This is a genomic window from Blautia sp. HCP3S3_B11 (genome assembly GCF_052064435.1).
GTDB lineage: Bacteria > Bacillota > Clostridia > Lachnospirales > Lachnospiraceae > Blautia_A.
The window spans coordinates 40943-67575 of record NZ_JBQHVP010000008.1 but is presented as its reverse complement, the minus strand read 5'-3'; the positions used below and the strand labels follow the sequence as shown (position 1 = coordinate 67575).

Sequence of the window (26633 nt, the reverse complement as noted above, 5' to 3'; positions counted from 1 at the left end):
AGAATGTCAGGTGCTTTTCTTATTTTCAAGGAGGGATAGATTTGAATGTATTCGAAGCTGTGAAGCAGTCCGTCACAACAAGACAGGCTGCGGAGTATTATGGAATCCATGTAGGTCGGAACGGGATGGCTTGCTGCCCGTTCCATAACGATAAAACCCCAAGCATGAAGCTGGATCGGCGTTACCATTGCTTCGGCTGCGGTGCGGATGGGGATGTGATTGATTTTGCCGCCGCCCTGTATGGGCTGGGAAAGAAAGAAGCCGCCGTACAGCTGGCACAGGACTTCGGGCTTTCCTATGAGGACTGGAAACCGCCGGGAAAGGTAAAAAAGCCCAAGACCCGGCAGAAATCCCCGGAGGAACAGTTTCAGGAAGCAAAGAATCGCTGCTTCCGTATTCTTGCCGATTATCTCCATCTGCTGATGGCATGGAGAACGGACTACGCCCCGCACTCCCCGGAGGAAGCCTTTCATCCCCGGTTTGTGGAAGCCTTACAGAAGCAAGCCCAAGTGGAATATCTGCTGGATGTGCTGCTGTTCGGGGAAACAGAGGAAAAAGCGGATTTGATTACGGACTACGGAAAGGATGTGATACAGCTTGAACAGCGAATGGCAGAACTTGCAGCCGCAGACGCAGCAAGAACTAAAAAACACTATGAACGCCATGCAGCCGCCCCAGAGCGTTGAGGAAATCAAGGCGGGGCTGGAAACCACCGAGAAAGGCGGTGTCCGTCAGAGCATACGGAACTGCCTGACCGTATTCCAACGTGACCCTCTGCTTTCAGGGGCTATCGCATACAACATCCTGACTGACCGCAAGGACATCATAAAGCCCATCGGTTTTCACAGAGAAAGCACCGCCCTGAACGATACGGACATGAAGTATCTGCTTCTTTATCTGGAAGAAACCTACGGGCTTACCAATGAGAAAAAGATTGATAACGCCATCGGGATTGTGGCGAATGAAAACAAGTACCATCCCATCCGGGACTATCTCAATACCCTTGTGTGGGACGGGACAGAGCGAATCCGCTTCTGCCTGCGGCACTTTCTGGGGGCTGACGCAGACGATTACACCTATGAAGCGTTGAAGCTGTTCCTGCTGGGTGCAATCTCACGAGCCTTTCAGCCGGGGTGCAAGTTTGAAATCATGCTCTGTCTGGTAGGCGGTCAGGGGGCTGGAAAGTCCACCTTCTTCCGGCTGCTGGCAGTCCGGGACGAGTGGTTCTCCGATGATTTGCGGAAGCTGGACGATGACAATGTGTACCGCAAGCTGCAAGGTCACTGGATTATTGAAATGTCGGAAATGATGGCAACCGCCAACGCCAAGAGCATTGAGGAAATCAAGTCATTTTTAAGCCGGCAGAAAGAGGTCTACAAGATACCTTATGAAACCCACCCGGCAGACCGCCCCCGTCAGTGCGTGTTTGGCGGCACTTCCAATGCCCTTGACTTCCTGCCCCTTGACCGTTCCGGCAACCGCCGCTTTATCCCGGTCATGGTGTACCCGGAGCAGGCGGAAGTTCACATTTTGGAGGATGAAGCCGCTTCCAGAGCCTATATCGGGCAGATGTGGGCGGAAGCGATGGAGATTTATAAAAGCGGCAGGTTCAAGCTGGCTTTCAGCCCCGCCATGCAGCGGTATCTCAAAGAACACCAGCGGGATTTTATGCCGGAGGACACCAAAGCCGGGATGATACAGGCGTATCTTGATAAATACACCGGGAGCATGGTCTGCTCCAAGCAGCTCTATAAGGAAGCCTTGAACCATGCTTTTGACGAGCCGAAGCAATGGGAAATCCGGGAAATCAACGAGATTATGAACCAGTGCATTTCCAGCTGGCGGTACTTCCCAAACCCAAGAATGTTTTCCGAATATGGCAGACAAAAGGGCTGGGAGCGTGAAAACCCGGCAACGGACTCCGGCAACCCGTCTGAAAAAACGATGGACGGTTTTGTGGAGGTCACAGAACAGATGGAGCTTCCATTCTGAAAAGGACAGCCCGTTGCACCCCCTGTTGTTATCCCGTTGCCGAGCCGGTTGCCGGGAAAAACCCCTTATTTCCGGGCTTTTCTCCCTTATAACAACCAAAACAACAAAAAAATAAAAGAAAAGTATAAATAGTAACCATCGCCAGATTGAGATTGTTTGCAAGGTCTTTTGAAGTCCGTTGCCGGACTTCGTTGCCGACACCCTCTGTCTGGCTATTTTCATGTATGGAGGATAACTGCCTATGGCAAAAAACAAAACAGAGATTCATGTGACCACTGTATTTGACGGGGAGCTTGACGCCACTGATGTGTTCGTCAGCCTGATTTCCCAGAAATACGGAAAGACAAATGCAAAAGAATATCTTGCTAAAAAGAAAGATATAGGCTATAATGAAGATGAGGTTCAAAAGAGCCAGATACCGTCTGGATTGTGTGGGTAAATGGCTATGATGAACGAAATGGAATACAGAACAATCGGTTCGGCACTTGCCGGGGGTTATCGTGCGGCGGTCTATTGCAGGCTGTCAAAGGACGATGACCTGCAAGGCGAAAGTGCCAGTATCGCAAACCAGCGTGATATGCTGGAAAAATACTGCGAAAAGCAGGGATGGGAGGTTGTGGCAGTCTATCAGGACGATGGCTTCACAGGTCTTAACATGGAGCGTCCTGACCTACAGAGAATGTTGAGAGCCATTGAGCGCAGGCAGATCAACCTTGTCATCACGAAAGACCTCAGCCGACTGGGGCGTAATTATCTGCAAACCGGGCATTTGATTGAGGACTTTTTCCCAAGAAACGGTGTCCGCTATATCGCCATGAATGACGGCATCGACACCCTGCGGGATAACAACGACATTGCCCCGTTCAAGAATATCCTGAACGAGATGTACAGCAAGGATATTTCCAAGAAAGTCCATTCCTCTTATCTTCTGAAAGCGCAGAAAGGACAGTTTACCGGGTGTCTTGCCCCGTTTGGGTATCGGAAAGACCCGGAGGACAAAAACCATCTGCTCATTGACGAGGAAACCGCCCCGATTGTGCGGCTGATTTTCGGATATGCCCTGAACGGTCATGGTCCGAACTATATCCGCAGACGGCTGGAGAAAGAAAAAATCCCCTGCCCTACATGGTGGAACCGGGAACGGGGGCTTCGCAATACCCGCACCAAATGGGAAAAGAAAGACCCAGAAAACGGGCGGTATATGTGGGACTTCTCCGTTATCAAAGACCTTTTGATGAATCCCGTCTACACCGGGGCGATTGCTTCCCAGAAAAAGGACTACCGCTTCAAAATCGGCACGATTGGGGAAAAGAAGCCGGAGGACTGGATTGTGGTGGAGGGACAGCATGAACCGCTGATTGACAGCATGAGCTTTGACATTGTGCAGAACAAGCTGAAATCCCGCCAGCGTCCGGGGCAGACCAATGAAATCAGCCTGTTTGCCGGACTGTTAAAATGCGGCGAGTGTGGGAAGTCGCTGACGGTACGCTACACAAACGCTAAACATCCCCAGCGGATTTACTCCTGCAAGACCTACAATGCCTTTGGAAAGAACCACTGCACCCAGCACCGGATTGATTATGACACCCTTTACAGCCATGTGCTGCGGAAAATCCGGGAATGTGCCAGAGCTGCCCTGATGGACGGGGAAGCGGTTGCCGACCGCCTGACCAATACCTGTGAAGCCGAGCAGCGGGAACAGCGGGAAGCAATGGAACGCTCCCTTACAAGGGACGAGGAACGGATTGAGGTTCTGGACAAAATGGTCATGCGGCTTTATGAGGATATGATTGCAGGGCGTATCAGTGAGCAGAATTTCAACACCATGCTGGAAAAGACACAGACCGAGCAGACGGAGCTTAAAACAAAAGTGTCCGAGGGCAGAAAGCGGCTGTCCGATGAAGTCCAGCTTGCCAATGATGCAAAACAATGGGTGGAAGCCATTCAGGAATACGCCAACATCACAGAGCTGGACGCAGCCACCCTCAACCGCTTAATCAAAGAAATCGTTGTGCATGAGCGCATTGACGAAGATAAAACAAGACACATTTCTATCGAAATTCATTTTAATCTCAAACCCATCCCGGAGGTGGAACAGGTCACTGCCTGACCTGTCCCGCCGGGACGGTTCTCTTAACAACACCATATAGATTTTTTGTACGCCGCCGCCCGCCATCGAGCAGAGTTTTTACACCTAATTGGGGATGAAACAGCTTATGTCCGGAGGCGGTATCATTATCGTAGCACAGACGGTGATCCCACAGCTTTCAACGCTGTTCTCATAATTCATGGGGTCAATCATTGAGAAAATCACTGAATTTATAAAGGAAATGCTGCAAGGATGGGTGCTGGACAATCTCGAAACGATGTTTACTGACGTGAATACGAAAGTAGGAACAATCGCCGGAGAGGTTGGGCAGACGCCCAGCTCTTGGAACGCAGGTATTTTTTCCATGATAGATAACCTGTCAGACACAGTCATGGTGCCCATAGCAGGGATGATCATTAGTGCGATTCTCTGCTATGAGCTGATTACCATGGTAATGGATAAGAATAACATGCATGAGATGGGGAGTGAGTTTTTCTTCCGTTATCTTGTGAAAGCATGTATTGCAGTATTGCTTGTCAGCTATACCTCTGACATTACCATGGCAATTTTTGATGTGGGCAACCATATCGTTACAAGTGCAGCAGGAGTCATTACAGGCTCCACGACACTTGATGTGACGAGTACGTTACAGTCCATGTTTAACAGCCAGCTCTCCACCATGGGGATAGGCGAACTGATAGGACTTGGAATAGAGACCATGATTGTCAGCTTATGTATGAAAATCATTTCCCTGCTAATCACCGTCATGCTATATGGGCGAATGATTGAAATATACCTTTATGTTTCAGTGGCTCCGGTTCCGTTTGCGACACTCAGCAACCGGGAATGGGGCGGCATCGGAAGTAATTATATCAAGGGACTTTGTGCTTTGGCATTTCAGGGATTTTTCATCATGGTATGTGTGGCAATCTATGCGGTGCTGGTATCCAGCGTTGCGGTTGCGAGCAATCTACATACGGCTTTGTGGTCAGTGGCAGCATATACCGTTATCCTGTGCTTCAGCTTATTTAAGACAGGTTCCCTTAGCAAATCTATTTTTAATGCACATTAAAGCAGCGTTATATCAGGAAGGAGGCTGTTTATGGCAATATCAGTCGCAGTGCCGAAGAATTTAAGCGGTATCAAGACAAAGGTGGCAATGAATCTGACAAAACGTCAGCTTATCTGTTTTGGTGCGGCAGGTGCGGTTGGAATTCCTTTTTATATCTTTACCAAAGATATCATCGGGACACAGGCATCCGCACTGATCATGGTGGCTGTCATGCTGCCGTTTTTCTTTCTGGCAATGTATGAAAAGGACGGTTTTCCGGCAGAAAAGATTCTGTACTTTATGATAAGGCAGAAGTTCCTGACACCGGGAATACGCCCCTATAAATCAGAAAATCTCTACAATCGGTTAGAGGAACAGGAAAAAATGAAGAAGGAGGTGCGTTACCTTGAAGCAAAAGCCAAAGGCAAGATTACAGGGCAGTCAGAAGAAAACTGCCAAGCCTAAAGCGGGCTTGAGTTTTTCTGAAAAGAAAAGGTTAAAAGAGCTTCAGCGTACTCTTGCAGGAAACCATAAGGAACAGGAGAAACCTACCACGGCACAGAATACCATTACTTTCAAAAAGATGTTCCGTGATGGTATCTGTCAGGTGACATCTGATTTCTACACAAAAATGGTGGAATTTTATGATATAAATTATGACCTTCTGGAAATAGAGGACCAGGGGGAGATTTTAGAGGAGTACAGCAAGCTCATCAATTATTTTGACCCGTCTATCAGATTTGAACTGTTTTTATTTAACAGGCAGGTCAACGAACAGACGCTGATAGACCAGTTTGACATTCCTTTGCAGGGAGATGATTTTGACGACATCCGTGAGGAATACACGGAAATGTTAAAGAAGCAGGCTGCAAAGGGCAACAACGGAATTATTAAATCAAAATATCTTATTTTTGGTACGGAGTGTAAGGGATATAAGGAAGCGAAATCAAAACTGAATAACATTGAAAAGGATGTTATCAGGAACTTTTTAAACCTTGGAACCCACGCCAAAAGCCTTGACGGAAAGGAGCGACTGCGTATCCTGCATGAGTATTTCAACCAGGATACCATGGAGCCTTTCCGTTTTTCATTTAAGGAGCTGGCAGAGTCCGGAAAGAGTGTAAAGGACTACATTGCACCGCCGGGCTTTGACTTCCGTTATCCAAGCCGATTTAAGGCAGGAAAGATGTATGGCAGTGTCCATTATCTGGATATTATTGCACCACGTTTTAATGATGAGCTGTTAAAGAAGCTCCTTGATATTGATGATAACCTGACCATTACCATGCACATGCAGACGATGGACCCGGTAAAGGCAATCAAGATGTTAAAGGGTGCTTTGACCAATATTCAGAAGATGAAGATTGAGGAGCAGAAAAAGGCAGTCCGCAGTGGGTATGACATGGATATTCTTCCTACGGATATTATCACTTATGAAAAGGATACGCTGGAACTGCTTGACGATCTGAACACCAGTAACCAGAAGATTATCAAAATGACTTTCTTAATTACCTGTTATGGCAGGAGCAAAAGGGAGCTTGAAAATATTACGCAGAGGGTGTCCGGCATTATTCAGCAGGCAAACTGTAACCTAAGATGTTTGCAGTATTTGCAGGAGCAGGGACTTATGGCTTCCGCTCCTATTGGATGCAATGATACGGGAATTGAGCGTGTGCTTACCACAAAGAGTACCGCTATTCTTGTACCGTTCTGTACGCAGGAATTATTTATGCCTGCACCGGCAATCTATTATGGTTTAAATGCCCTGTCAAACAACATGATCATGGCAGACAGAAAGCGGCTTCGTACACCAAACGGAGTGATTTTAGGAACACCGGGCAGTGGTAAGTCCTTTAGTGCAAAAAGGGAGATTTTATCCTGCTTTCTTATGACAAGGGATGATGTGATTATCTGTGACCCTGAGGGCGAGTATTTTGCCCTTGTGGGAGCTTTGCATGGGCAGGTGGTAAAGCTGGCAACCAATTCCAAAGACTATCTGAACCCGATGGATATTCAGTTAAGCCACAAGGGGGATAAGGAAGCTCTGAAATTAAAGAGTGATTTTATCATTACCCTGTGCGATCTGATTGCCGGAGGAAAGAACGGTCTGGAGAATGATGAGAAGGGTATCATTGACGAATGTATCCGTCATATCTATGATGCCTATTTCGAAAATCCGGTGCCGGAGAATATGCCTATCCTTGAGGATTTGTATAATGCCCTTTTAGACCATAAGAATGCGAAAGCAGAGCGTATTGCCAATTCCCTTGTACTGTATGTTCATGGTTCGCAGAATTATTTTAATCACCGCACTAACGTGGACAGTAAGAACCGTATCATGTGCTTTGATATCAGAGATTTGGGAAACCAGTTGAAAGAGCTGGGTATGCTCATCGTACAGGATGCCGTATGGAACAGGGTGTCGCAGAACAGGGAGAGAAAAATCGCTACCCGTTATTACTGTGATGAGTTCCACCTTCTTTTAAAGGAGAGACAGACTGCCATTTATTCGGTGGAAATCTGGAAGCGTTTCAGAAAATGGGGCGGTATTCCGACAGGTCTGACACAGAATGTGGGCGACTTCTTAAAGTCGGAGGAAATCGAGGGTATTCTTGGTAACTCCGATTTTGTTTATCTGCTGAATCAGAATGCAAAGGATCAGGCGATACTTGCAGATAAGCTGGGGCTTTCGGAAAAGCAGCTTTCCCATGTAACCAATTCAGAGCCGGGTTCTGGTCTGATTCTGTTCGATAACGTGGTTATTCCTTTTGTAGATAAATATCCGACAGACACAAAGACTTATGCGATTATGAATACCAAACCGGAAGAAAGCGTAAAACAGGAGGATGTTGATTAGTGGCAGAGAATAAAAAAGACAAGTCGGCTGAGTTCGCAAGGGATAAGAGTGCTTTTGCTAAAGGTGGTTCCGAAAAGGGAACTGCTTCGAAAAAAGTACAGCATAAGCATTCCGGGACACATCAGCCAAGAGATGCAAATGACACTTCCGGAGATGTTCTGAAACAGGAACAGTCTGAAGCTTTTGGACAGAATGTCCAGAAGTCAGGGCTGTCAACAAAACGCAGAAATAAAAAGCAGTATCAGAAGCAGGACACTTTTGGATACAGTGAAAATCTTTCCGCAGAGCAGAAGGATTTGAAGTCTGAGAATACGGATGCGGACAGTAAGAAGAAAAGCGATTTTTCGCAGGAAAATAATACTTTTACAGAGGAAGGTAACAGGGAGCAGGAGGAACATCAGCAAAAGGATGATTGCCACCGCAGGGATACCTACCACCAATCCGAGAAAAAAGGAAAATACCACAGACGGGAGTATCAGAACAGGGAACGGACAAAACAATCTGATTTTGAACGTGATTTCCAGACGAAGGAAAAAACCTTTACGGAAGGAGCAGAGCCAGAGTTTCATGGAAGCAAAAAATTAGACAGACTGCAAAGTAAGGCAGAGAAAGCCGGGAAAAAGACCGAAGCTGCAAGAAAGAAGATACCAAAGACAAAGGAGTATTCCTTTGAGCGTGTCTTTGATGAAAAGACAGGAAAAGCAAAGTATGTGCTGACTGCCGTGGAAAAAGAAAAGCATTTCAAACCGGATAGTCCGGTAAAAGTGGTTGCAGGCAGGGTAGGTGCAGAATATTCCAATTTTGCCCACGGCAAGGTTGCTGAAGTGGAGAAAGAAAATTCTGCTGTGGAAGGAGCACATAAGACGGAACAGACAGCAGAGAATGTCTATCATTTTGTGAAACGCAATCATAAAAGCGGATTGCAAAGGAAGAAAGAGAAAGTCGCAAAGCTGGAGAAAAAGCAGTTTAAGAAAGAGGTCAATTTCCGGTATCAGAAGTTTTTGGAAGAAAACCCACAGATGCAGGAAAAGACCTTGAAAAAGCAGATGCAGAAACGATTGCAGAAACAGCGTATCAAGCGGGAGTATGCAAAGGCAAGGCGTGCAGGACAGGCAGCAAAGAATACAAAAGAAGCGGCTGCAAAATCAGCCAATTTTGTTACCAAGGTTGCCAAGAAAATACAGGAGATAGCAAGCAGGAATGTTTCGTTTCTGGTAACAATCGGTATCTTTGCACTGCTTCTGATTATGATCATGACAGCCATATCGTCCTGTGGGGCGATGTTCTCAGATGGTATGAGTACCACACTGGCAGGAAGTTATATGAGTGTTCCAGCAGAGATTGATGCTGCGGACCTGGCGTTTTCCGAGCTGGAAATGGAATTGCAGAAAGAAATCAATGACATAGAAACGGACTATCCGGATTATGACGAATACCGCTACAATCTGGATGCCATAGGGCATGACCCGTTTGTTTTAATCAGTTACCTGTCGGCAGTACATACGGAATTTACGGCAAGTGATGTGCAAAGTGAGATAGAAAGCCTTTTTGAAGAAATGTATGAGCTGACCTTAAATCCTACCACGGAGACGAGGACAAGGACTGTAACAAAGACAGGAACGAGAACTGTAACAGACCCGGTAACGGGCGAGGAAACAGAGGAAGAATATGAGTATGAGGAGGAAGAAGAATACACCGTAACCATACTTGAAGTAACACTGACAGCCACCGATCTGGGTGTGGTGGTAGCCGGACACATGAATGAGGAGCAGAAAGAAATCTATGCTCTTTACAATGAAACCCATGGACTGACACAGCAGTTTTATACACCGCTCAATCTGTATTGGTATAGCTATGTGTCGAGTTATTACGGCTACCGTATCAATCCGGTCACAGGGCAGGAACAGTTTCACCGTGGTGTGGATATAGCGGTGCCCACAGGGACAACCGTGCTGGCAGCGATGGATGGAACGGTTACAACAGCAACCTATGATGCTTCTTATGGTAATTATGTTGTGATAGAGGACAGCAATGGTTACTGCACCAAGTATGCACACATGGATACATTAAGTGTCAGTGCCGGACAGACTGTTACACACGGAACAACCATAGGAACAACGGGAAATACGGGAAGCAGTACCGGAAGCCACCTTCATATCGAGTGTTTGTATAACGGGGAGTATTATAACCCGTTATTTTACTTTGATGTGGGTGAGGAAACTCTTTATGGAGAAAGTCCGGGTGGTGGCGGTTCGCCGGGAAATGTCATACCACCTGATTCCTATGATGATGCAACAGTACAGGCACTAATGGAGGAAGCAGCAAGATATCTTGGCTATCCGTATGTTTGGGGCGGTTCTTCTCCGTCCACAAGTTTTGACTGTTCCGGCTTTGTATGCTGGGTATTTACCAACAGCGGCGTACATAACCTGCCAAGAACCACGGCACAGGGCATATATGACCAGTGTACTCCGGTGTCAGCGGCAGATGCCAAGGCTGGGGACATTATATTTTTTACAGGTACTTACAATTCGCCGGGACCTGTCAGCCATGTGGGTATCTATTGCGGAAACGGTGTGATGATACACTGCGGTGACCCAATCAAATATGCTTCTATCAATACACCATACTGGCAGAGCCATTTCTACAGTTTTGGAAGATTAAATTAAAAGCAGGAAGTGAGGATAAATGACAAAGGAAAGAATTGAAAAAGAGCTTCTGAAAGTCCGGGAGCAGCTTGCAGGATTGCAGGCAAGGCAGAAGGACTTGGAGGAGCAGTTACAGATGGCAGAGGATGCGGAGAAGATGAAATTCATTGAGAAAAATAAAATCTCTCTGGAACGGCTGATTTTACTGAATAAAGTCAGTGAGGAAGAAATTCTGCATCTGTTAAAGAAAAAGGAACAGGAAGAACAGACACAACAATCAGAAAAGGAGGCAGTAAGCCATGAAAAAAATGAAACTATCATCTAAGGCGGTGTTATCGCTTGTTTTATCAGCAGTTTTGTTCTGTATGCCCGCTTTGGGATTTGCCATGAACGGGAATTATGCAGTGAGTGTTCATGCGGAGGATACAGAGCCGGAAAGTGGTTCTGAGGAAAACAGAACCGAGAATGATACAGAGCCGGAAACAGAAAGCGGTTCTGAAGAAAACAGCACGGAAGAGCATATGGTATCCGGTGGTGATGTAAAAGAACCGGAGTGTACCTGTGAGGATAAATGTGGTGCGTATGAATACGACCATAATTGCGAAGTATGCGTGAAAGATTATAAGCTCTGTGCATATAAAAAGCCGAATGTCACAATCCAGATCAATCAGCCGGATGGGTGGCATAATGACAAAGCAACCGTGACATTTACGGTTGCGGATGTGGCACACACAGGAAATTTTGAAATTGCCAAGATTCAGGCGAAGGTAGGACAGAATGGAAGCTGGACGGATGTGACAGAGGACAGAAAGCTGGAGGTTTCTGAAAACTGTACGGTGTATGTGCAGGTCACTGACCAGAAGGATCATACCTATGAGAGAAGCCGTGCAATCAAATGTTTTGACACCACAAAGCCTACGCTTAATGCTGCGGTCAGTGACGGACTTCTGAGTGTACAGGTACATGATACGGATTCCGGAGCGAAAGCAGTCTATGTTAACGGATATGAATTTACAGACCTTACAAACGGAACTTTGAATATCCGCCTGCAGCAATTTGATGCGGGGTATGAGTATTTTACCATTTCTGCAATGGACAATGCCGGAAATATGTCGGAGGTCTACAAGACGAAAAATCCATACTACAAAGACCCGGCAGATGAGAGTGATGACAATCCGGCAGAACAGCTTCCGGTCAATGCAGAAGCTACAAAGCCGGGAAGTGCCACAGGAACCGTAACGGAGCATACCAAGACAGACAGTAATGGGAATACCACTTCACAGACAAATCCTGCGGAGCAGAAGAAACAGGCAATGGCGGAAGCGGATGCTTCGGAGAAAGCAGAGAATGAGGATAAGGAGAGTAAGCAGTCCGAGCAGGGCAAGGAATTTTATACCATTCAGACAGCGTCGGACAAGGTGTTTTATCTGATTATCGACAGGGATGGAGAGGAAGAAATGGTCTACTTCCTGACAGAGATTACGGAAAATGACTTGCTGAATACCACATCTGATAACAACGAAACCTTACCGAAAAACTCTGCCGCATTAGAGTCTGCAATCCCGACTTCTGAAAGTGCATTGCCAAATAATAATGCAGAACAGGAAAATAAGGAGGAGGAAGCTGCGGAAGATACAGAGGGAACCGAAGAAGATACAGAAAGCACCGAGGAACCGGAAGAAACGGAGGTTAAAGAGCAGGCAAATCCTATGATTTCCTATATCCTTATGGGAGGTCTTGCAGTGGCAGTAATCGGAGGTGCGTATTATTTTAAAGTGGTACGCAAAAAGAAAGAGGATTTCATCGAGGATGAAGATGAGGACGAGGAAGATAACGAAGAATATGAGAACGAAGATGAGGAATCAGAGGGAAGTTCGGATGATGATTTCTTTGAGGAACAGGAGGAAGAATAATGCAGTTAGTGATAGCGGAAAAGCCAAGTGTGGCACAGTCAATTGCCAAGGTGCTTGGTGCAGATGAAAGAAAAGACGGATACATGGAGGGAAACGGTTCTATCGTTTCATGGTGCGTGGGGCATCTGGTTGAGTTGGCACAGCCGGATGCCTATTCTGATGCATGGAAAAAGTGGACTTACGACAGCCTGCCTATGATACCGGAGCATTGGCAGCATGAGGTCAAGAAAGACACGGTTGCACAGTTCAGGGTATTAAAGGAGCTGATGCATGATACTAAAGTAGACAGCGTGGTATGTGCCACGGATGCAGGACGGGAAGGAGAGCTTATCTTCCGTCTGGTGTATGAACAGGCGGGATGCAGCAAACCGATGAAACGCTTATGGATTTCATCTATGGAGGAAAGTGCCATAAGAGAAGGATTTGAGAACTTAAAGCCGGGAAGTGACTATGATCACTTATACCATTCCGCACTGTGCAGACAGGAAGCGGACTGGCTTGTGGGTATCAATGGGACAAGGCTTTTTACCGTTTTATATGGCGGCAAGGTGTTAAAGGTGGGCAGAGTACAGACACCTACCCTTGCAATGCTTGTAGAACGTGAAGCAAAGATTATGAATTTCAAGAAAGAGCAGTATTTTATGGCTCATATTCTCTGTGGCGGCGTGGATGCGGTCACAGAGAGGATTGACAGTAAAACAGAAGCAGAAAATGTTGCAGGAGCTTGTCTGAACGGACAGGCTCTTGTTACGTCTGTGGCAAAGGAAGAAAAGACGGTGGCACCGCCGAAACTTTATGACCTTACCACACTCCAGAGGGATGCCAACCGTCTATTCGGTTTTACAGCAAAGCAGACCTTAGAGTACACCCAGAGCCTTTATGAAAAGAAGCTGTGTACCTATCCGAGAACGGACAGTCAGTATTTGTCTGATGATATGGAGCAGACAGCCGGAAATGTTATTGAAGCAATTTTTGGTTCCATATTGTTTGAGGAAAATAGGATGTTCAATCCGGATATTAAGCGTGTGTTAAACAGCAAAAAGGTCACAGACCACCATGCGATTATCCCCACAATGGAGATTGCCAAAGCTGACCTTGCAGCCCTGCCGGAAACGGAGCGAAAGATTTTATCCCTTGTGGCCAACAGGCTGCTGTGCGCTATGGGGGAGAAACATCTTTATGAAACAGTCAAGGCAGAGTTTTCCTGTGGCGGTTACACCTTTGCCACTTCCGGCAAGTCGGTCTTAAAAAACGGGTGGAAAGATTTTGAAGATGCTTTTAAGCGTTCTTTTAGGACAACGGAAGATAAAGAGCAGGAGGATAAGAAACTGCCAGAGCTTTCAAAGGGGCAGACCTTTGACGGGGTACAGACGAAGATCAGCGAGCATTATACAAATCCCCCAAAGCACTTTACGGAAGATTCCCTTTTGTCTGCAATGGAGCGAGCCGGAAGTGAAGAAATGGGAGATGATGTGGAACGTAAAGGACTTGGCACACCTGCCACCAGAGCAGACATCATTGAGAAGCTGGTCAAGGACGGTTTTGTGAAGCGTGAGAAAAAGCAGATGATTCCCACAGAGGACGGAATGAAACTGATTACGGTGCTTCCGGATGTGGTAAAGTCCCCGAAACTTACCGCTGACTGGGAAAATGCCCTTACCCTTGTTGCAAAGGGAGAGTATTCCATGCAGGAATTTATGGATGGCATTGCGGATATGGTAAAGAACCTTGTGCAGACTTATCACAGCATTAGTGACGAGCAGAAATCCATGTTTGGAGGAAATCAGAGCGCACAGGAAGCCCTTGGAAAATGCCCGAAATGTGGCGGTGATGTGGTAAAGGGAAAATATGGAGCCTACTGCAAAAATAAGTGTGGTATGAATGTCGGCAAGGCTATGGGGACTGTACTTTCCGATACGCAGATTAAGAGTATGCTGGAGGGAAAAAAGACTTTCGTCAAAGGATTAAAGGGAAAGAAGGGAAGCTATGATGCCTACCTTATCCCGGAAGGAATTGAGGATTATTCCTATACCAAAGATGGTAAGGAAATCAAAGGCTCACAGTATAAGGTCAAGCTGGAGTTTCAAAAAAGCAAGAAATAATAGCAATTAACAGCGTAAAGGCGTGTGAAGTGTAACAGTTTCATACGCCTTGTTTTCGTAGGATAAGGGACACTTCGTTGTGGTTGAAAAGGATAAATGTTATAATCTCAGTGTTGCAGAGAGTGATAAATTGCAATTTAAAGGAGAGATTGTAAATGGCTATGAAGGATGAGGAATATTTGAAGCGAAACATTTTAGCAGTTTATTATAAACATGAACCTCAATACACGAACCTACCATATTACCGTTTCATGGGACAAAAGGAACTTGAAACATTATTTTTTAATAAGGTGATGTATTTTACAGACCCGGTTGAATGGAAAAAATCAAGTACTGGAGATGCGAACGAAACTTATTTTGAGGATTGGTTTAGAGATAAAGACAATATATATAAGGCATATAGATTGATTAAAGAATCATCGGAAAAGAGGTTAGGGCAATATTGCACACAACAATACATAATGGGTGTATATAGTGACTTTGTGGCAGCGGCAGCATTGTTGCAACAACGAACCTTTTGTTATTGTGTATCAAATAAATATGCAGATGCAAAAATGGTTCAGGAATACCATAAGAAATACGGAAGAAATTTTATTATAAAATACAAAAATGATTTTTATAAAAAACTTTCAATTCTTGATCAAGGAAATTATGTCCCAATGGGTATTTATCTGTTTGCAGATATTATGCCGATGGTATATATAAATTGCTTTGAAGATTATATCGAAAAGTATATTTGTGAAAGCCATACTTTGGATCAGGTTGCGAAAAATGCGTTTGATTTTGGTGCGTTTTTAAAGCATAGTAGTTTTAGTTATGAACACGAGATAAGAGTTAAATTAAGAATACATTTAGATGAATATTATAATTTGCAAACTTTATCAAATGAATTTTATAGAGTAGTATTTGCTTTGCAAAATGATGATGAGATAGTAAGTAAGAGCATGGCATTTATTGATTTTGTTGAAGATAAGGTAAATTATATATTTGATGATGTTCGTGATAAGATTAAAGATATTGCTGGTAAACAATGCTTTGAATTAAAGTTAAGTGCTGAAATCAGCATAAATGATATAGTTGATAGTATTGTATTACATGACAAAGCCAGTACTGAAGAAAAAAGCTTAGCATATAAGTTGAGGGATTCCAGTGGAATATCAATCATAGAAACAGATTTTGATAAATTTGCAAATGGATTTCGATTGACATGATATTGTATGGTCTATAAAACTAAATAACAGTCACAAAAGTAATGGTGACATAACAAGCGGTAAGACTTTCCAGTTTTGCCGCTTTTTATGTGATAAAAAAGGAGGACAAAATAATGAATGAAGAAATGAAAAATGTAACTGTAAACAATGCCGAGGTGCAGGATGCAGAGCCTGCAGCAAAAGCAAATGAAACTAAAGCAGAGAAATTTATCCGTCTTGGAGAATACCGCATGAATAAAGCGATTGATGCGCTTGGAAGGTTGGAACACCTTGCCAACAGGTCTGCTTATGAATATACAGCAGAGCAGGTAGAGGCTATGTTTGGTGCTTTGGAAAATAAGGTAGCAGATGTAAAAGCAAAATTTAATACAAAGAAACAGGATAATACATCTTTTTCTTTTGGAACACATGCAGAGTAAGGAGGAAACCAGGAATGAAACAGTTAGAAAAAGAAGTCACAGAAACAAACAAGCAGAGCATGATGAAACGTTATCAGCTATATGGAACGAAAGCATCAAAGCTGACAGACAAATCACAGAAGAATACCGGGAAGGGAGAGAGAAAGTAATGGAATATAAGGATTTTGTAGAACAGGTAAAAGAGCAGATACAGGATTTTTTACCGGAAAAATTTGCAGATGCAACGGTTTCTGTTCATCAGGTAGTAAAGAATAATGATTGTATTTTGGATGGTCTGACAATCCGGACAGAGGAAAGCAATATTTCTCCAACCGTGTATCTGAATCCGTATTTTGAACAGATACAGGATGGAGCTGAGATGGATGATGTGCTTGGGCAGATTGCAGCCACATATCAGGCACATTATATTGACCATGATATGGATGTATCTGCAGTTACTGATTTTGATAACGTAAAAGACAAGATTGTGTGCAAGCTCATCAATGAAGAAGCCAACAGGCAGTTCCTTGAGGACAAACCATACACCAAGGTGGAAGATCTGGCAGCTGTGTATCAGATTTTAATGGACAAAAATGCGGAAGGCACTGCAACCATAACGATTACAGATAATCTGATGGACAGGTATGGGATTACTCTTGAGGATTTGCATGAACAGGCTCTTTTGAACATGGATGTTTTACAGCCATACAGCTTCAAGGGAATGAGCGAGACCATTATTGAAATGATGGCTGGGGACATTGCAAGGGATACTGGCATGGACATATCAGAGGCAAGAGAAATGGCGTCCCAGATGATACCGGATGTTCCTGATACAATGTTTGTACTGACAAATGACACGAAGGTAAATGGAGCTGCCGCTATATTAAATGATGATACCAGACAGGAAATTGCAGACAAGGTTGGAGACTTCTATGTACTGCCTTCATCTGTGCATGAAACGCTGATTATCCCGAAAGATGCCGGAATGGAGTTAAGAGACCTTGAACAGATGGTGCAGGAAGTGAACCAGACACAGGTAGCACCAGAGGAACGACTTTCGGATCATGTGTATGAGTATGATGCAAAAGAACATGAGCTGTTCCGCAGTGACCGTGCCGAGGAACGTGCAAAGCAGAAAGAGGAAAAGCGTGATGAGAAGAAAGAACGTCCTTCACTAAAAGAGAGACTTGCAGAAAAGAAAAATGATGTAATTAAGATGGATGCTGACAGGAAACAGCCGACAGCAGATAAAAAGAAAGAAGCGGTGATTTAGCCACTTTATACATAAAACACAGGAAGGCAGCCACTTTGGGCTGCTTTTCTGCTATTAGGACAAAATGAATCGAAAGGAGTATCTATGGCAGGAAAATATCATTATATATCTGCACTGGCAGAAATGACAGCAGGAGATATTGTTAAAAACGAAAATGAATGGACCAGATTTCTGACCACGGCTGCAAGGCTGTATAAATATCCCTTTAACGAGCAGATGTTAATATACGCTCAAAGACCGGATGCAACAGCCTGTGCTTCTCTGGAAACGTGGAATGAAAAGATGAATTGCTGGGTCAACCGTGGAGCAAAGGGAATTGCCTTGATTGATACGGATAGCGAACGTCCGAGATTAAAATATGTCTTTGATGTATCAGATGTGCATAAGGCAAGGAGAATCGGGCGTGATCCTTATCTGTGGGAACTTAAGGAGGAACATAAGGCTCCTGTGCTTGCACAGCTTGAAAAGACTTATGGTGGAACCGATGTAAATATGCCTTTTGAAGAGAGGATTATGGAGATAGCTGACAGGATTGCCAAGGATTATTATGAGGAACTTTTACCGGAGCTAAACTATGTGAAAGAGGGCAGTTTCCTTGGTGATCTGGATGAACTGAATCTTGGAATCAGGTTGAGGGAAACGCTGGCTTCCAGTATCTCCTTTACCCTGCTATCCCGATGCGGTGCCGATATGGATTTGTGGAAAGATGACATGAATTTTGAATATATCCACGAATTTAATAATACAAAGTCATTAGCTGTCATTGGAAATGCAACTACGGAAATGTGTAAGCCCCTGCTTATGGAAATTGGAAGGACAATAGGGGCATACGAGCGTCAGATTGCAAGGCAGAATGCCTCAAATAAGGCAAGAGAAAAAGCGGCTGGGGAGTATATTGGAAGCCATGAGGAAAATGTTGAAAAAGGACTTGCAAATGCACCAGAAGCAGACTATAATGCTTTAAAGCGTGAAAGCGAAACAACTATAGAAAAACCAAGGGAAACTGAAAATTATACAGAAATGGAGGGCATTGCCAATGAAACTGACATACGAAAAGAACGGGGATTATCTGATTCCGAACCTGACAGCGAACGAGGAGCCGGAACAGGCACTGACCAAGTACGGACTGATGAGGAAGAACTTTCTGAAGGAACACAGGAGAGGGATTTATCAGGGAATGATACTGACAGGGGAACTGAAAGCACATTGTCTGCAGGTACAGGAGCAGGCAGAACAGAGAATGGAACTTCTGACCGGACAGATGGCGAAGTCGGAGGGAGTGAACGAGGAACTGAAAGCAGCCGATCAGATGGGCTGGGTAGCGAAGATGAACAACATCAGACACTCAGCGGAGGAAATCGTGCTGACAGAACTGATCTACATTTAAGCAGTGAGGAACAAGCTAATATTACCATGCAGGAGCCGGATAGTGACAGCAATTCATTATCCGGTTCTTTTTCGGATAAAACCGAAGATTTCACAGAGCTTCAAAAGGGAATCTTATGTTTTGATAATCACCTTATCCATAAAAGACCGGAGATTGCGGGATATTTCCAGTCAGAGCAGGATGCGGTTTTACAGACGGAGTATCTGAAAAATTCTTTCCGTATGGAGGAATTTACAGAGCTGTATATTGGGGATGTAAGAGCCGGGTATCGAGCTGATGAGGACGGGCTTACCATGTGGAAAGGCAATTATCTGACCCGTGAAGCAGAGAGCAGGTTGTCATGGGAAGATGCAAGATACTGGGTCGATTCTTATATCGAGGATGGTGTCTATTTACTTCCGGGGGAAGTAGCAGAGCAGATTGATACAGACGGAATGTTCAAACAGCTTGATCTTTTTACCATGTTTTCGGAGCAGGTCGGCAACATTGCCATGAAGCAGGCAGAAGAAAAAAGTGTTATGCCGACAGGCTTTGTACTGCCGGAGAAACAGATTGATGATATTTTAAGAAGCGGCGGAGGCAGGGATGACAGCCGCAAGCGTATTTATGCCAAGTACCAACAGAGAAAGACGGCGGAAGAAATGACTGCCTTTCTGAAAAAAGAGTATGGAACCACCGGAAAAGGCTTTGAGTTTGACGGAAAGCAGATAGCCGTATGGTTTGATGAAGGCGGCATGCGTGTTGGATACGGTACGTCAGCAACGGAGCATCCGATACTCACGATGGAATGGAAAGAGATTGAGCAGAATATCCGCAGGCAGGTAGAGAATGGCACATATATGGGTGCAAATGAAGCTTATCTTGTGGATGAGGTGGAGCGTAGCAGGATTGCAAACCATTTATTTTTCTTTTTCCGTGACGGTATGGGAGAAATGCCGGAAGAATTGGAATTAAAGGCGGGCAATTACCCGGATGCCCATGCAAGACTGGTGGAACTTCTTTCTACACCGGAAGAGGTGGAGAGGATAGCTGCCCACATGGATCATGCTCTGCATCAGTTGGAAACCGGAGAAAAAAGCCTGCGTTTCCGTTCTGTTATGCCAAAAGAGGAGCTTCGTGCCGAACTCGATAACCTTCTGGTAGACAGGCTGACATTTCCAGCTGCTGAACATGTGGAAATTAAACACGAGGATTTTATCACGCAGGATGAGATTGACCACAGGCTTGGCAGGGGAAGTGGTTTTTCAAATGGGTCTTTTCGTATTTATGATTATTTTAAGGAAGGGCATGACAGCAAAGAAGCAGCTAATTTCTTAAAGAATGAATATGGAACAGGCGGCAGTAGCCATGCACTTGCCGGAGCTGACCACAGCTATGAGGATCATGATGCAAAAGGAATAAAGCTGAAAAAGGGAAATATCGGAAAACCATACGCAGAAGTGCTGTTGTCCTGGAAGGTTGTGGAGAAACGTATCCGAAAGCTCATTGAAGAAGATAAGTATTTATCTACGGAAGGAAAAGAAGCCTATGTACAGTACAGAGTGGAGCAGGAGCAGAAGGCTTTGGAGCAGGCACAGGCAAAGATGGAGCATGAAACCAAGGTAGCCTGTAAGAATGCCATTGAAAAGGCAATCGCTGAGAAGTTTGACGGGTATCGTCTGCCAAAGGATACAGCGGAGGGAGTCATTCAGGAATATGGCTCTGAACGGGTAAGCTATGTGCTTGCCAATTCTGTCATGCACAAAAGGCAGGATGGACGGTTTTCTCCGGAGAATAAGGAGTGGGCAAAAGCTATTGAGCCTTATGCCATGGTGAAAAATGAGGATATGGTTGTGGATTCCCACCCGGCTGTATTAAATGGCTTTATCAACCAGACAAGACGGTATATCGAGCAGGAGAAAGAGCTTGCGGCACAGGCGGCTGAGAAAATCACGATTGATGGACAGGAGTGCATCAAAGTCGATGAATGGGGGACTGAGGAAGAAACCTATGTGCTTGGAAATTCCGTAACAGATAATCAATTTTTTTATGCAGAGGTAAATGGTGTTGCCTTTGAGTACGATTATCAGCCACAGCGGGGAGAAGTCGAGGAAGATTATCTCAACGAGATGACGGAAAGGGATATAGACCGTCACGAAACAGAGGTGTTTACACAGATTGAAGGAAGCGAAGATTATCCTGAAGGTGTTGAGGAATCACCATTAACGGCAGAGGATGTGCAAAATCTGGTTCTGATTAACAGGGAGTATTCTGCAGGGACCAGAACCACGGTTTATGATTTTGGGTGCGATATTCGTGGAGAACATGACACATTGCAATATACCTTAGAGCATCACGATGATGGGGAAGGTTTTACCATTCATACGCAGAAGGATGATATTTGGGAACGGATGTCTGAGCCGGAACTTGAGCGTCTTGAGGGCATTATCAGCCGTGAAGCTTTGTATTTTAAATACCATGATAAAATAGCAGATGCAAAAAGCGTAGAGGATATGGAGGAGATTCAGTTCAGTATTATGGAAGATGAGTCTCCTTATTTTTCGGCAGTTTCAGATAGGGTATGGAAAGAATTTAGCCAGAAGGAAAAAGAGCTGTCTGGAGAAAATAGGGAAACTTCCGGACAGGATGTCCAAAAGCCGGAGGAAGTGTCAGACACACCATTAGAGCCGGATATCAAAGTACCCGTGAAGCAGGCAGAACCGCAGATTGATAAGACCGGAGCTGTCAATTTCCGTATCACGGATGATGCTTTAGGAATTGGTACTGCAAAGGAAAAATTCCGCAGAAATGTGGAAGCCATACGCACGTTAGAGAAAATAGAAAGCGAGAACCGTATCGCAACACCGGAGGAACAGGAGATTTTATCTCAGTATGTTGGCTGGGGCGGGCTTGCGGATGCCTTTGATGAAAGCAAGAGTGCCTGGGCAAATGAATATCAGGAATTAAAGGGACTGTTATCGGAACAGGAGTATTCTTCGGCAAGGGAGAGTACCTTAAATGCCCATTATACAAGCCCTGCCATAATCCGCAGTATCTATGATGCCTTGGAAAAAATGGGATTTGAAAAAGGAAATGTGCTGGAGCCGGCAATGGGTATCGGAAATTTCTTCGGAATGCTACCGGAGAAGATGCAGGAGAGCAGACTATACGGTGTGGAGCTTGACGGCATTACGGGGAGGATTGCAAAGCAGCTATATCCGAATGCCGACATTAAAATCACAGGCTTTGAAAAGACAGATTATCCGAACGATTTCTTTGATGTGGCAATCGGAAATGTGCCATTCGGACAGTATAAGGTGGCGGATAAGCAGTATGACAAGCAGAATTTTTTAATCCATGACTATTTCTTTGCAAAGACCCTGGATAAGGTTCGTCCCGGCGGTGTGGTTGCCTTTGTTACCAGCAAGGGAACGATGGACAAGAAAAGTCCGGAGGTCAGAAAATATCTTGCACAGAGAGCAGAGCTTCTTGGTGCGGTCAGACTGCCCAACACAGCATTTAAGGAGAATGCCGGAACAGAGGTCACTTCTGATATTTTGTTCTTAAAGAAGCGTGACCGTGTGATGGATTTGGAGCCGGACTGGGTGCATCTGTCAGAGGATGGGAACGGCATTGCCATGAACAGCTATTTTGCCGAACACCCGGAAATGATCGTGGGAAAAATGGAAATGGTCAGCGGACCGTATGGCATGGAAAGTACCTGTATGCCCGATACTACAAGACCATTTGCACAGCAGCTGCAGGAAGCAGTCAGCCATATTGATGGAGAGATAGAAGCGGTGGAACTGGATGAGCTGGCAGATGAGCTTGCGGATACAACTATTCCAGCGGATCCGGATGTCAAGAATTACAGCTATACTCTTGTGGATGACAAGGTGTATTATCGTGAAAATTCCATTATGAAGCCTGTGGATATGTCCGATTCCATGCAGGAACGTATCAAGGGCATGGTGGGTATCCGAAACTGTACGCAGGAGCTTATCAATCTGCAATTAGAGGAATATCCGGATACAGTAATCAAGGAAAAGCAGGCGGAGTTAAACAGCTTATATGATGCTTTTTCCAAGAAACACGGTCTGATCAACTCGCAGACCAACAAAAGAGCATTTAATCAGGACAGCAGCTATTGTCTGTTGTGTTCTCTTGAAAAATTGGACGATGAGGGCAATTTCAAGGGCAAAGCGGATATGTTCACGAAGCGTACCATTAAAAAGGCAGAGGTTGTCACAAGTGTGGATACGGCAAGTGAAGCATTGGCAGTATCCTTGTCGGAAAAAGCAAGGGTTGATCTCGATTACATGGCAGAGCTGACCGGAAAAGATGTGGATACGGTAAAGGAGGAGCTGACAGGAATTATATTTCAGAACCCATTGACGGATAAATGGGAAACAGCGGATGAGTATCTGAGTGGAAATGTCCGTGACAAACTGGAAACAGCAAAGGTCTATGCAGAGAGCCACCCGGAATACGCCGTGAATGTGCAGGCACTTACACAGGTACAGCCGAAGGAACTGGATGCCAGCGAGATTGAGGTGCGTATCGGTGCCACATGGATTGACCCGAAGTATATTGAGGATTTTATGGGGGAGACCTTTGAAACGCCGCAGCATTTGTTAGACAGGAATGTCGTAGGAGTCCAGTATTCCGATGTGACAGGACAGTGGAACATAAAGGGCAAAAATGCGGACTATGGAAATTCCCTTGTAAATATGACCTACGGTACAAGCCGGAGAAATGCCTATACCATTCTGGAGGATTCCCTTAATTTAAAGGACAGCCGTGTTTACGATACCATAGAGGAGGACGGCAAGGAAAAGAGAGTCTTAAATAAAAAGGAAACCACCATTGCATCACAGAAGCAGGAAGCCATAAGGGAAGCATTTAAGGACTGGGTGTTCCGTGATCCGGAACGCAGACAGGTACTTGTGGCAAAATACAACCAGCTTTTCAATTCCACAAGACCAAGGGAATATGACGGTTCACATCTGAAATTCCCCGGCATGACACCGGATATTGAGTTAAAGCCTCACCAGAAAAATGCGGTGGCTCATGTACTTTACGGAGATAATACCCTGCTTGCCCATTGTGTGGGAGCCGGAAAGACTTTTGAAATGACAGCGGCAGCCATGGAGAGCAAGCGTCTAGGATTATGTCAAAAGAGCCTGTTTGTGGTTCCGAACCATTTGACGGAGCAGTGGGCAAGTGATTTTTTGCGGTTATATCCCGGAGCCAATATCCTTGCTGCAACAAAGAAAGACTTTGAGCCTGCCAACCGTAAGAAATTCTGTTCCAGAATAGCCACGGGAGATTATGATGCGGTTATTATCGGGCATAGTCAGTTTGAGAAAATTCCGCTTTCACAGGAAAGACAGGTAGCCATTATTGAAAGGCAGATTGATGAGATAGAGCTTGCCATTGCACAGGCAAAAGCCGACAACGGAGAACGCTACACCATTAAGCAGATGGAGAAATCAAGAAAATCACTTCTTACAAGGCTTGAAAAGCTGAATGATGCATCAAGGAAAGATAATGTAGTGACCTTTGAGCAGCTTGGCGTGGACAGGCTTTTCGTGGATGAGAGCCATAATTACAAAAATCTGTTTCTTTATACCAAGATGCGAAATGTGGCGGGAATCGCACAGTCAGAGGCACAGAAATCCTCGGATATGTTTGCAAAGTGTCAGTATCTTGATGAATTGACAGGCGGTAAGGGTGTAACTTTTGCGACAGGTACGCCGATTTCAAACAGTATGACAGAGCTTTATACCAATATGCGTTACCTTCAGTATGGTACGCTTCAGAAGCTGGGACTGGGACATTTTGACAGTTGGGCATCCTCTTTTGGAGAAACGCAGACAGCCATAGAGCTTGCACCGGAGGGAACCGGATACCGGGCAAAGACAAGGTTTGCAAAGTTCTTTAATCTCCCGGAGCTGATTGCACTTTTTAAGGAGAGTGCGGATATTCAGACACCGGATATGCTAAATCTTCCTGTGCCGGAAGCAGAGTATGAAAATGTGGTGCTAAAGCCAAGTGAATATCAAAAGGACATGGTGGCATCTTTGGCAGAAAGGGCAGAAGCCGTGCGTGACAGACAGGTACAGCCTTATGAGGACAATATGCTAAAGATTACCAATGACGGAAGAAAGCTGGCATTAGACCAGAGACTTATCAATGATATGTTGCCGGATGATGAAAATTCAAAGGCAAGCAACTGTGTGGAAAAGGCATTTGAAATATGGGAGCAGACAAAGGAGCAGAAATCAACGCAGCTTATTTTCTGTGACCTGTCAACACCGAAAGGAGATGGTACATTTAATGTTTATGAGGACATCCGAAACAAGCTGATAGAAAAGGGTGTCCCACCGGAAGAAATCGCATTTATACATGAAGCAAATACGGAGCTTAGGAAAGCGGAGCTGTTCGGAAAAGTAAGAAGCGGACAGGTCCGTTTTTTGCTTGGTTCCACACAGAAGATGGGAGCCGGAACCAATGTGCAGGACAGACTTATCGCACTGCACCACCTTGATGTGCCTTGGCGTCCTTCTGATATTGAACAGCAGGAAGGGCGTATTTTGCGACAGGGCAATCTTAATCCAAAGGTCAAGATTTTCCGCTATGTGACGGAAGGAACCTTTGATAGTTATTCGTGGCAGCTCATTGAGAACAAGCAGAAATTCATCGGTCAGATCATGACAAGCAAATCTCCGGTACGTTCCTGTGAGGATGTGGATGAAGCAGCACTTACTTATGCGGAGGTCAAGGCTCTGGCAACAGGAAATCCTTACATCAAGGAGAAGATGGACCTCGATATTCAGGTTTCAAAACTGAAACTTATGAAAGCAAACCATACCAGTCAGAAATACCGACTGGAGGACAACATCGCAAAGCATTATCCCCAGCAGATTACAATTTTAAAGGAGCGTATCAGCGGGATGCAGGCAGACATTCAGGCTGCGAAAGCAAACCTTCCGGTGGATAAAGAGCAGTTTTCTATGAAAGTGGGGGACAAGCTCTATACGGATAAAAAAGAAGCCGGAACAGCCCCTGTGGAGATGTGCAAAGAAATAAAAACAGTCAATGCCCCTGCGGTCATTGGCGAATATGCAGGTTTTAAGATGGCAGTATCTTTTGATGCGTTCAACCACAAATTTGTGATGAACCTGAAAGGTCAGCTTTCCCACAATCTGGAAGTCGGTTCAGACCCGATTGGAAATATTGCCCGTATCAACCATGCACTGGAATCCATGCCAAAGCAACTCATGGAAGCACAGACAAAACTTGAAACTGTGGAGCATCAGCTTGAAACCGCAAAGGTGGAGGTAACCAAGCCTTTTGCGCAGGAAGCGGAGCTTGCAGAGAAGTTGGAGCGTCTGTCTGCATTAAATGCCCTGCTTAACATGGATGAAAAGGGCAATGATGGGATTGATATGGATGATGAGCCGGAAGCTCCAAAGAGCGAAAAAGAGGTTGCAGACTGTCCGGCGAAGAATATTCCGATTGCAGAGAAAGCAGTGGGTACAGAGCAGGATAAGGGCATCAGACAGTATGCGGATGCACCTGCAGAAAGAGTGTCCCTGAAGGCGAAGTTGGAGGTGATGAAAGCAAAGGTTGCCGGAGCTGAAAAGCCGGGCAAACAGATGGACAAAGGAAAAGAGGTGACTATATAACTGAAAAGCATACTACAAAAAATTCACAAAAATTTTGTTGCA

The 26633-nt window shown here is 45.0% G+C and carries 17 protein-coding genes; all 17 read left to right on the top strand.

Features of this window, described 5'->3' with window-relative positions:
- Positions 1-41: 41 nt before the first annotated feature.
- The 17 genes from ACTNC0_RS07650 to ACTNC0_RS07570 all read left to right on the top strand — a co-directional run bounded on the left by ACTNC0_RS07650 (position 42) and on the right by ACTNC0_RS07570 (position 26591).
- On the top strand, positions 42-686 hold the full coding sequence (locus ACTNC0_RS07650) for a CHC2 zinc finger domain-containing protein (protein ID WP_002584324.1): 645 nt from the start codon (positions 42-44) through the stop codon (positions 684-686).
- Positions 655-1992: a virulence-associated E family protein gene (locus ACTNC0_RS07645; protein ID WP_002584323.1), complete on the top strand. Its 1338-nt coding sequence runs from the start codon at positions 655-657 to the stop codon at positions 1990-1992. Before ACTNC0_RS07650 ends, ACTNC0_RS07645 begins: the two co-directional genes overlap by 32 nt.
- Positions 1993-2233: 241 nt before the next feature.
- A complete protein-coding gene (locus tag ACTNC0_RS07640) occupies positions 2234-2431 on the top strand; it encodes a hypothetical protein (RefSeq protein WP_002592708.1) in 198 nt (65 codons plus the stop codon).
- The gene (locus ACTNC0_RS07635; RefSeq protein WP_002584321.1) at positions 2432-4102 is read left to right on the top strand and encodes a recombinase family protein; all 1671 of its coding nucleotides are present in this window, start codon (positions 2432-2434) and stop codon (positions 4100-4102) included.
- Positions 4103-4196: 94 nt separating this feature from the next.
- A complete protein-coding gene (locus ACTNC0_RS07630; RefSeq protein ID WP_334309820.1) occupies positions 4197-4277 on the top strand; it encodes a Maff2 family mobile element protein in 81 nt (26 codons plus the stop codon).
- 3 nt (positions 4278-4280) lie between these two features.
- Positions 4281-5153 (top strand): VirB6/TrbL-like conjugal transfer protein, CD1112 family, encoded by an 873-nt coding sequence (locus ACTNC0_RS07625; RefSeq protein ID WP_066548951.1) that lies wholly within the window; start codon positions 4281-4283, stop codon positions 5151-5153.
- 30 nt (positions 5154-5183) lie between these two features.
- Positions 5184-5597, top strand: coding sequence for a PrgI family protein (locus tag ACTNC0_RS07620; protein WP_117567531.1), 414 nt, complete (start codon positions 5184-5186; stop codon positions 5595-5597).
- Positions 5539-7989 carry a VirB4-like conjugal transfer ATPase, CD1110 family gene (locus ACTNC0_RS07615; protein WP_441086920.1) on the top strand — a complete coding sequence of 817 codons (2451 nt, stop codon included), beginning with the start codon at positions 5539-5541 and terminating at the stop codon, positions 7987-7989. The genes ACTNC0_RS07620 and ACTNC0_RS07615 overlap by 59 nt, the downstream gene beginning before the upstream one ends.
- A complete protein-coding gene (locus ACTNC0_RS07610) occupies positions 7989-10658 on the top strand; it encodes a CD1108 family mobile element protein (RefSeq protein WP_441044388.1) in 2670 nt (889 codons plus the stop codon). Before ACTNC0_RS07615 ends, ACTNC0_RS07610 begins: the two co-directional genes overlap by 1 nt.
- A gap of 19 nt (positions 10659-10677) precedes the next feature.
- Positions 10678-10962, top strand: a complete 285-nt coding sequence (locus ACTNC0_RS07605) for a cell envelope biogenesis protein TolA (RefSeq protein ID WP_066548945.1) — start codon at positions 10678-10680, stop codon at positions 10960-10962.
- Entirely contained in the window at positions 10937-12550 is a 1614-nt protein-coding gene (locus ACTNC0_RS07600) for a CD1107 family mobile element protein (protein WP_441044387.1), read from the top strand. Before ACTNC0_RS07605 ends, ACTNC0_RS07600 begins: the two co-directional genes overlap by 26 nt.
- Positions 12550-14652, top strand: a complete 2103-nt coding sequence (locus ACTNC0_RS07595; protein ID WP_441086919.1) for a DNA topoisomerase 3 — start codon at positions 12550-12552, stop codon at positions 14650-14652. The genes ACTNC0_RS07600 and ACTNC0_RS07595 overlap by 1 nt, the downstream gene beginning before the upstream one ends.
- Positions 14653-14807: 155 nt before the next feature.
- Positions 14808-15863 carry a hypothetical protein gene (locus ACTNC0_RS07590; protein WP_441044385.1) on the top strand — a complete coding sequence of 352 codons (1056 nt, stop codon included), beginning with the start codon at positions 14808-14810 and terminating at the stop codon, positions 15861-15863.
- Between the two features lie 113 nt (positions 15864-15976).
- A complete protein-coding gene (locus ACTNC0_RS07585) occupies positions 15977-16282 on the top strand; it encodes a hypothetical protein (RefSeq protein ID WP_441044384.1) in 306 nt (101 codons plus the stop codon).
- Between the two features lie 14 nt (positions 16283-16296).
- Positions 16297-16431, top strand: coding sequence for a hypothetical protein (locus tag ACTNC0_RS07580; protein ID WP_263870208.1), 135 nt, complete (start codon positions 16297-16299; stop codon positions 16429-16431).
- The gene (locus ACTNC0_RS07575) at positions 16431-17534 is read left to right on the top strand and encodes a DUF5688 family protein (RefSeq protein WP_112483097.1); all 1104 of its coding nucleotides are present in this window, start codon (positions 16431-16433) and stop codon (positions 17532-17534) included. The genes ACTNC0_RS07580 and ACTNC0_RS07575 overlap by 1 nt, the downstream gene beginning before the upstream one ends.
- Positions 17535-17618: 84 nt before the next feature.
- Complete coding sequence (locus ACTNC0_RS07570) at positions 17619-26591, top strand: DUF3849 domain-containing protein (RefSeq protein ID WP_441086918.1); 8973 nt, start codon at positions 17619-17621, stop codon at positions 26589-26591.
- Positions 26592-26633: the final 42 nt, after the last annotated feature.

What these genes read in the sequence shown, in the direction of transcription:
- ACTNC0_RS07625 (WP_066548951.1), top strand. Translation starts at nt 4,281, where the DNA reads ATGGGGTCAATCATTGAGAAAATCACTGAATTTATAAAGGAAATGCTG.
- ACTNC0_RS07600 (WP_441044387.1), top strand. Translation starts at nt 10,937, where the DNA reads ATGAAAAAAATGAAACTATCATCTAAGGCGGTGTTATCGCTTGTTTTA.
- ACTNC0_RS07570 (WP_441086918.1), top strand. Translation starts at nt 17,619, where the DNA reads ATGGCAGGAAAATATCATTATATATCTGCACTGGCAGAAATGACAGCA.
- ACTNC0_RS07575 (WP_112483097.1), top strand. Translation starts at nt 16,431, where the DNA reads ATGGAATATAAGGATTTTGTAGAACAGGTAAAAGAGCAGATACAGGAT.
- ACTNC0_RS07620 (WP_117567531.1), top strand. Translation starts at nt 5,184, where the DNA reads ATGGCAATATCAGTCGCAGTGCCGAAGAATTTAAGCGGTATCAAGACA.
- ACTNC0_RS07630 (WP_334309820.1), top strand. Translation starts at nt 4,197, where the DNA reads ATGAAACAGCTTATGTCCGGAGGCGGTATCATTATCGTAGCACAGACG.
- ACTNC0_RS07605 (WP_066548945.1), top strand. Translation starts at nt 10,678, where the DNA reads ATGACAAAGGAAAGAATTGAAAAAGAGCTTCTGAAAGTCCGGGAGCAG.
- ACTNC0_RS07645 (WP_002584323.1), top strand. Translation starts at nt 655, where the DNA reads ATGAACGCCATGCAGCCGCCCCAGAGCGTTGAGGAAATCAAGGCGGGG.
- ACTNC0_RS07590 (WP_441044385.1), top strand. Translation starts at nt 14,808, where the DNA reads ATGGCTATGAAGGATGAGGAATATTTGAAGCGAAACATTTTAGCAGTT.
- ACTNC0_RS07595 (WP_441086919.1), top strand. Translation starts at nt 12,550, where the DNA reads ATGCAGTTAGTGATAGCGGAAAAGCCAAGTGTGGCACAGTCAATTGCC.
- ACTNC0_RS07585 (WP_441044384.1), top strand. Translation starts at nt 15,977, where the DNA reads ATGAATGAAGAAATGAAAAATGTAACTGTAAACAATGCCGAGGTGCAG.
- ACTNC0_RS07635 (WP_002584321.1), top strand. Translation starts at nt 2,432, where the DNA reads ATGGCTATGATGAACGAAATGGAATACAGAACAATCGGTTCGGCACTT.
- ACTNC0_RS07580 (WP_263870208.1), top strand. Translation starts at nt 16,297, where the DNA reads ATGAAACAGTTAGAAAAAGAAGTCACAGAAACAAACAAGCAGAGCATG.
- ACTNC0_RS07640 (WP_002592708.1), top strand. Translation starts at nt 2,234, where the DNA reads ATGGCAAAAAACAAAACAGAGATTCATGTGACCACTGTATTTGACGGG.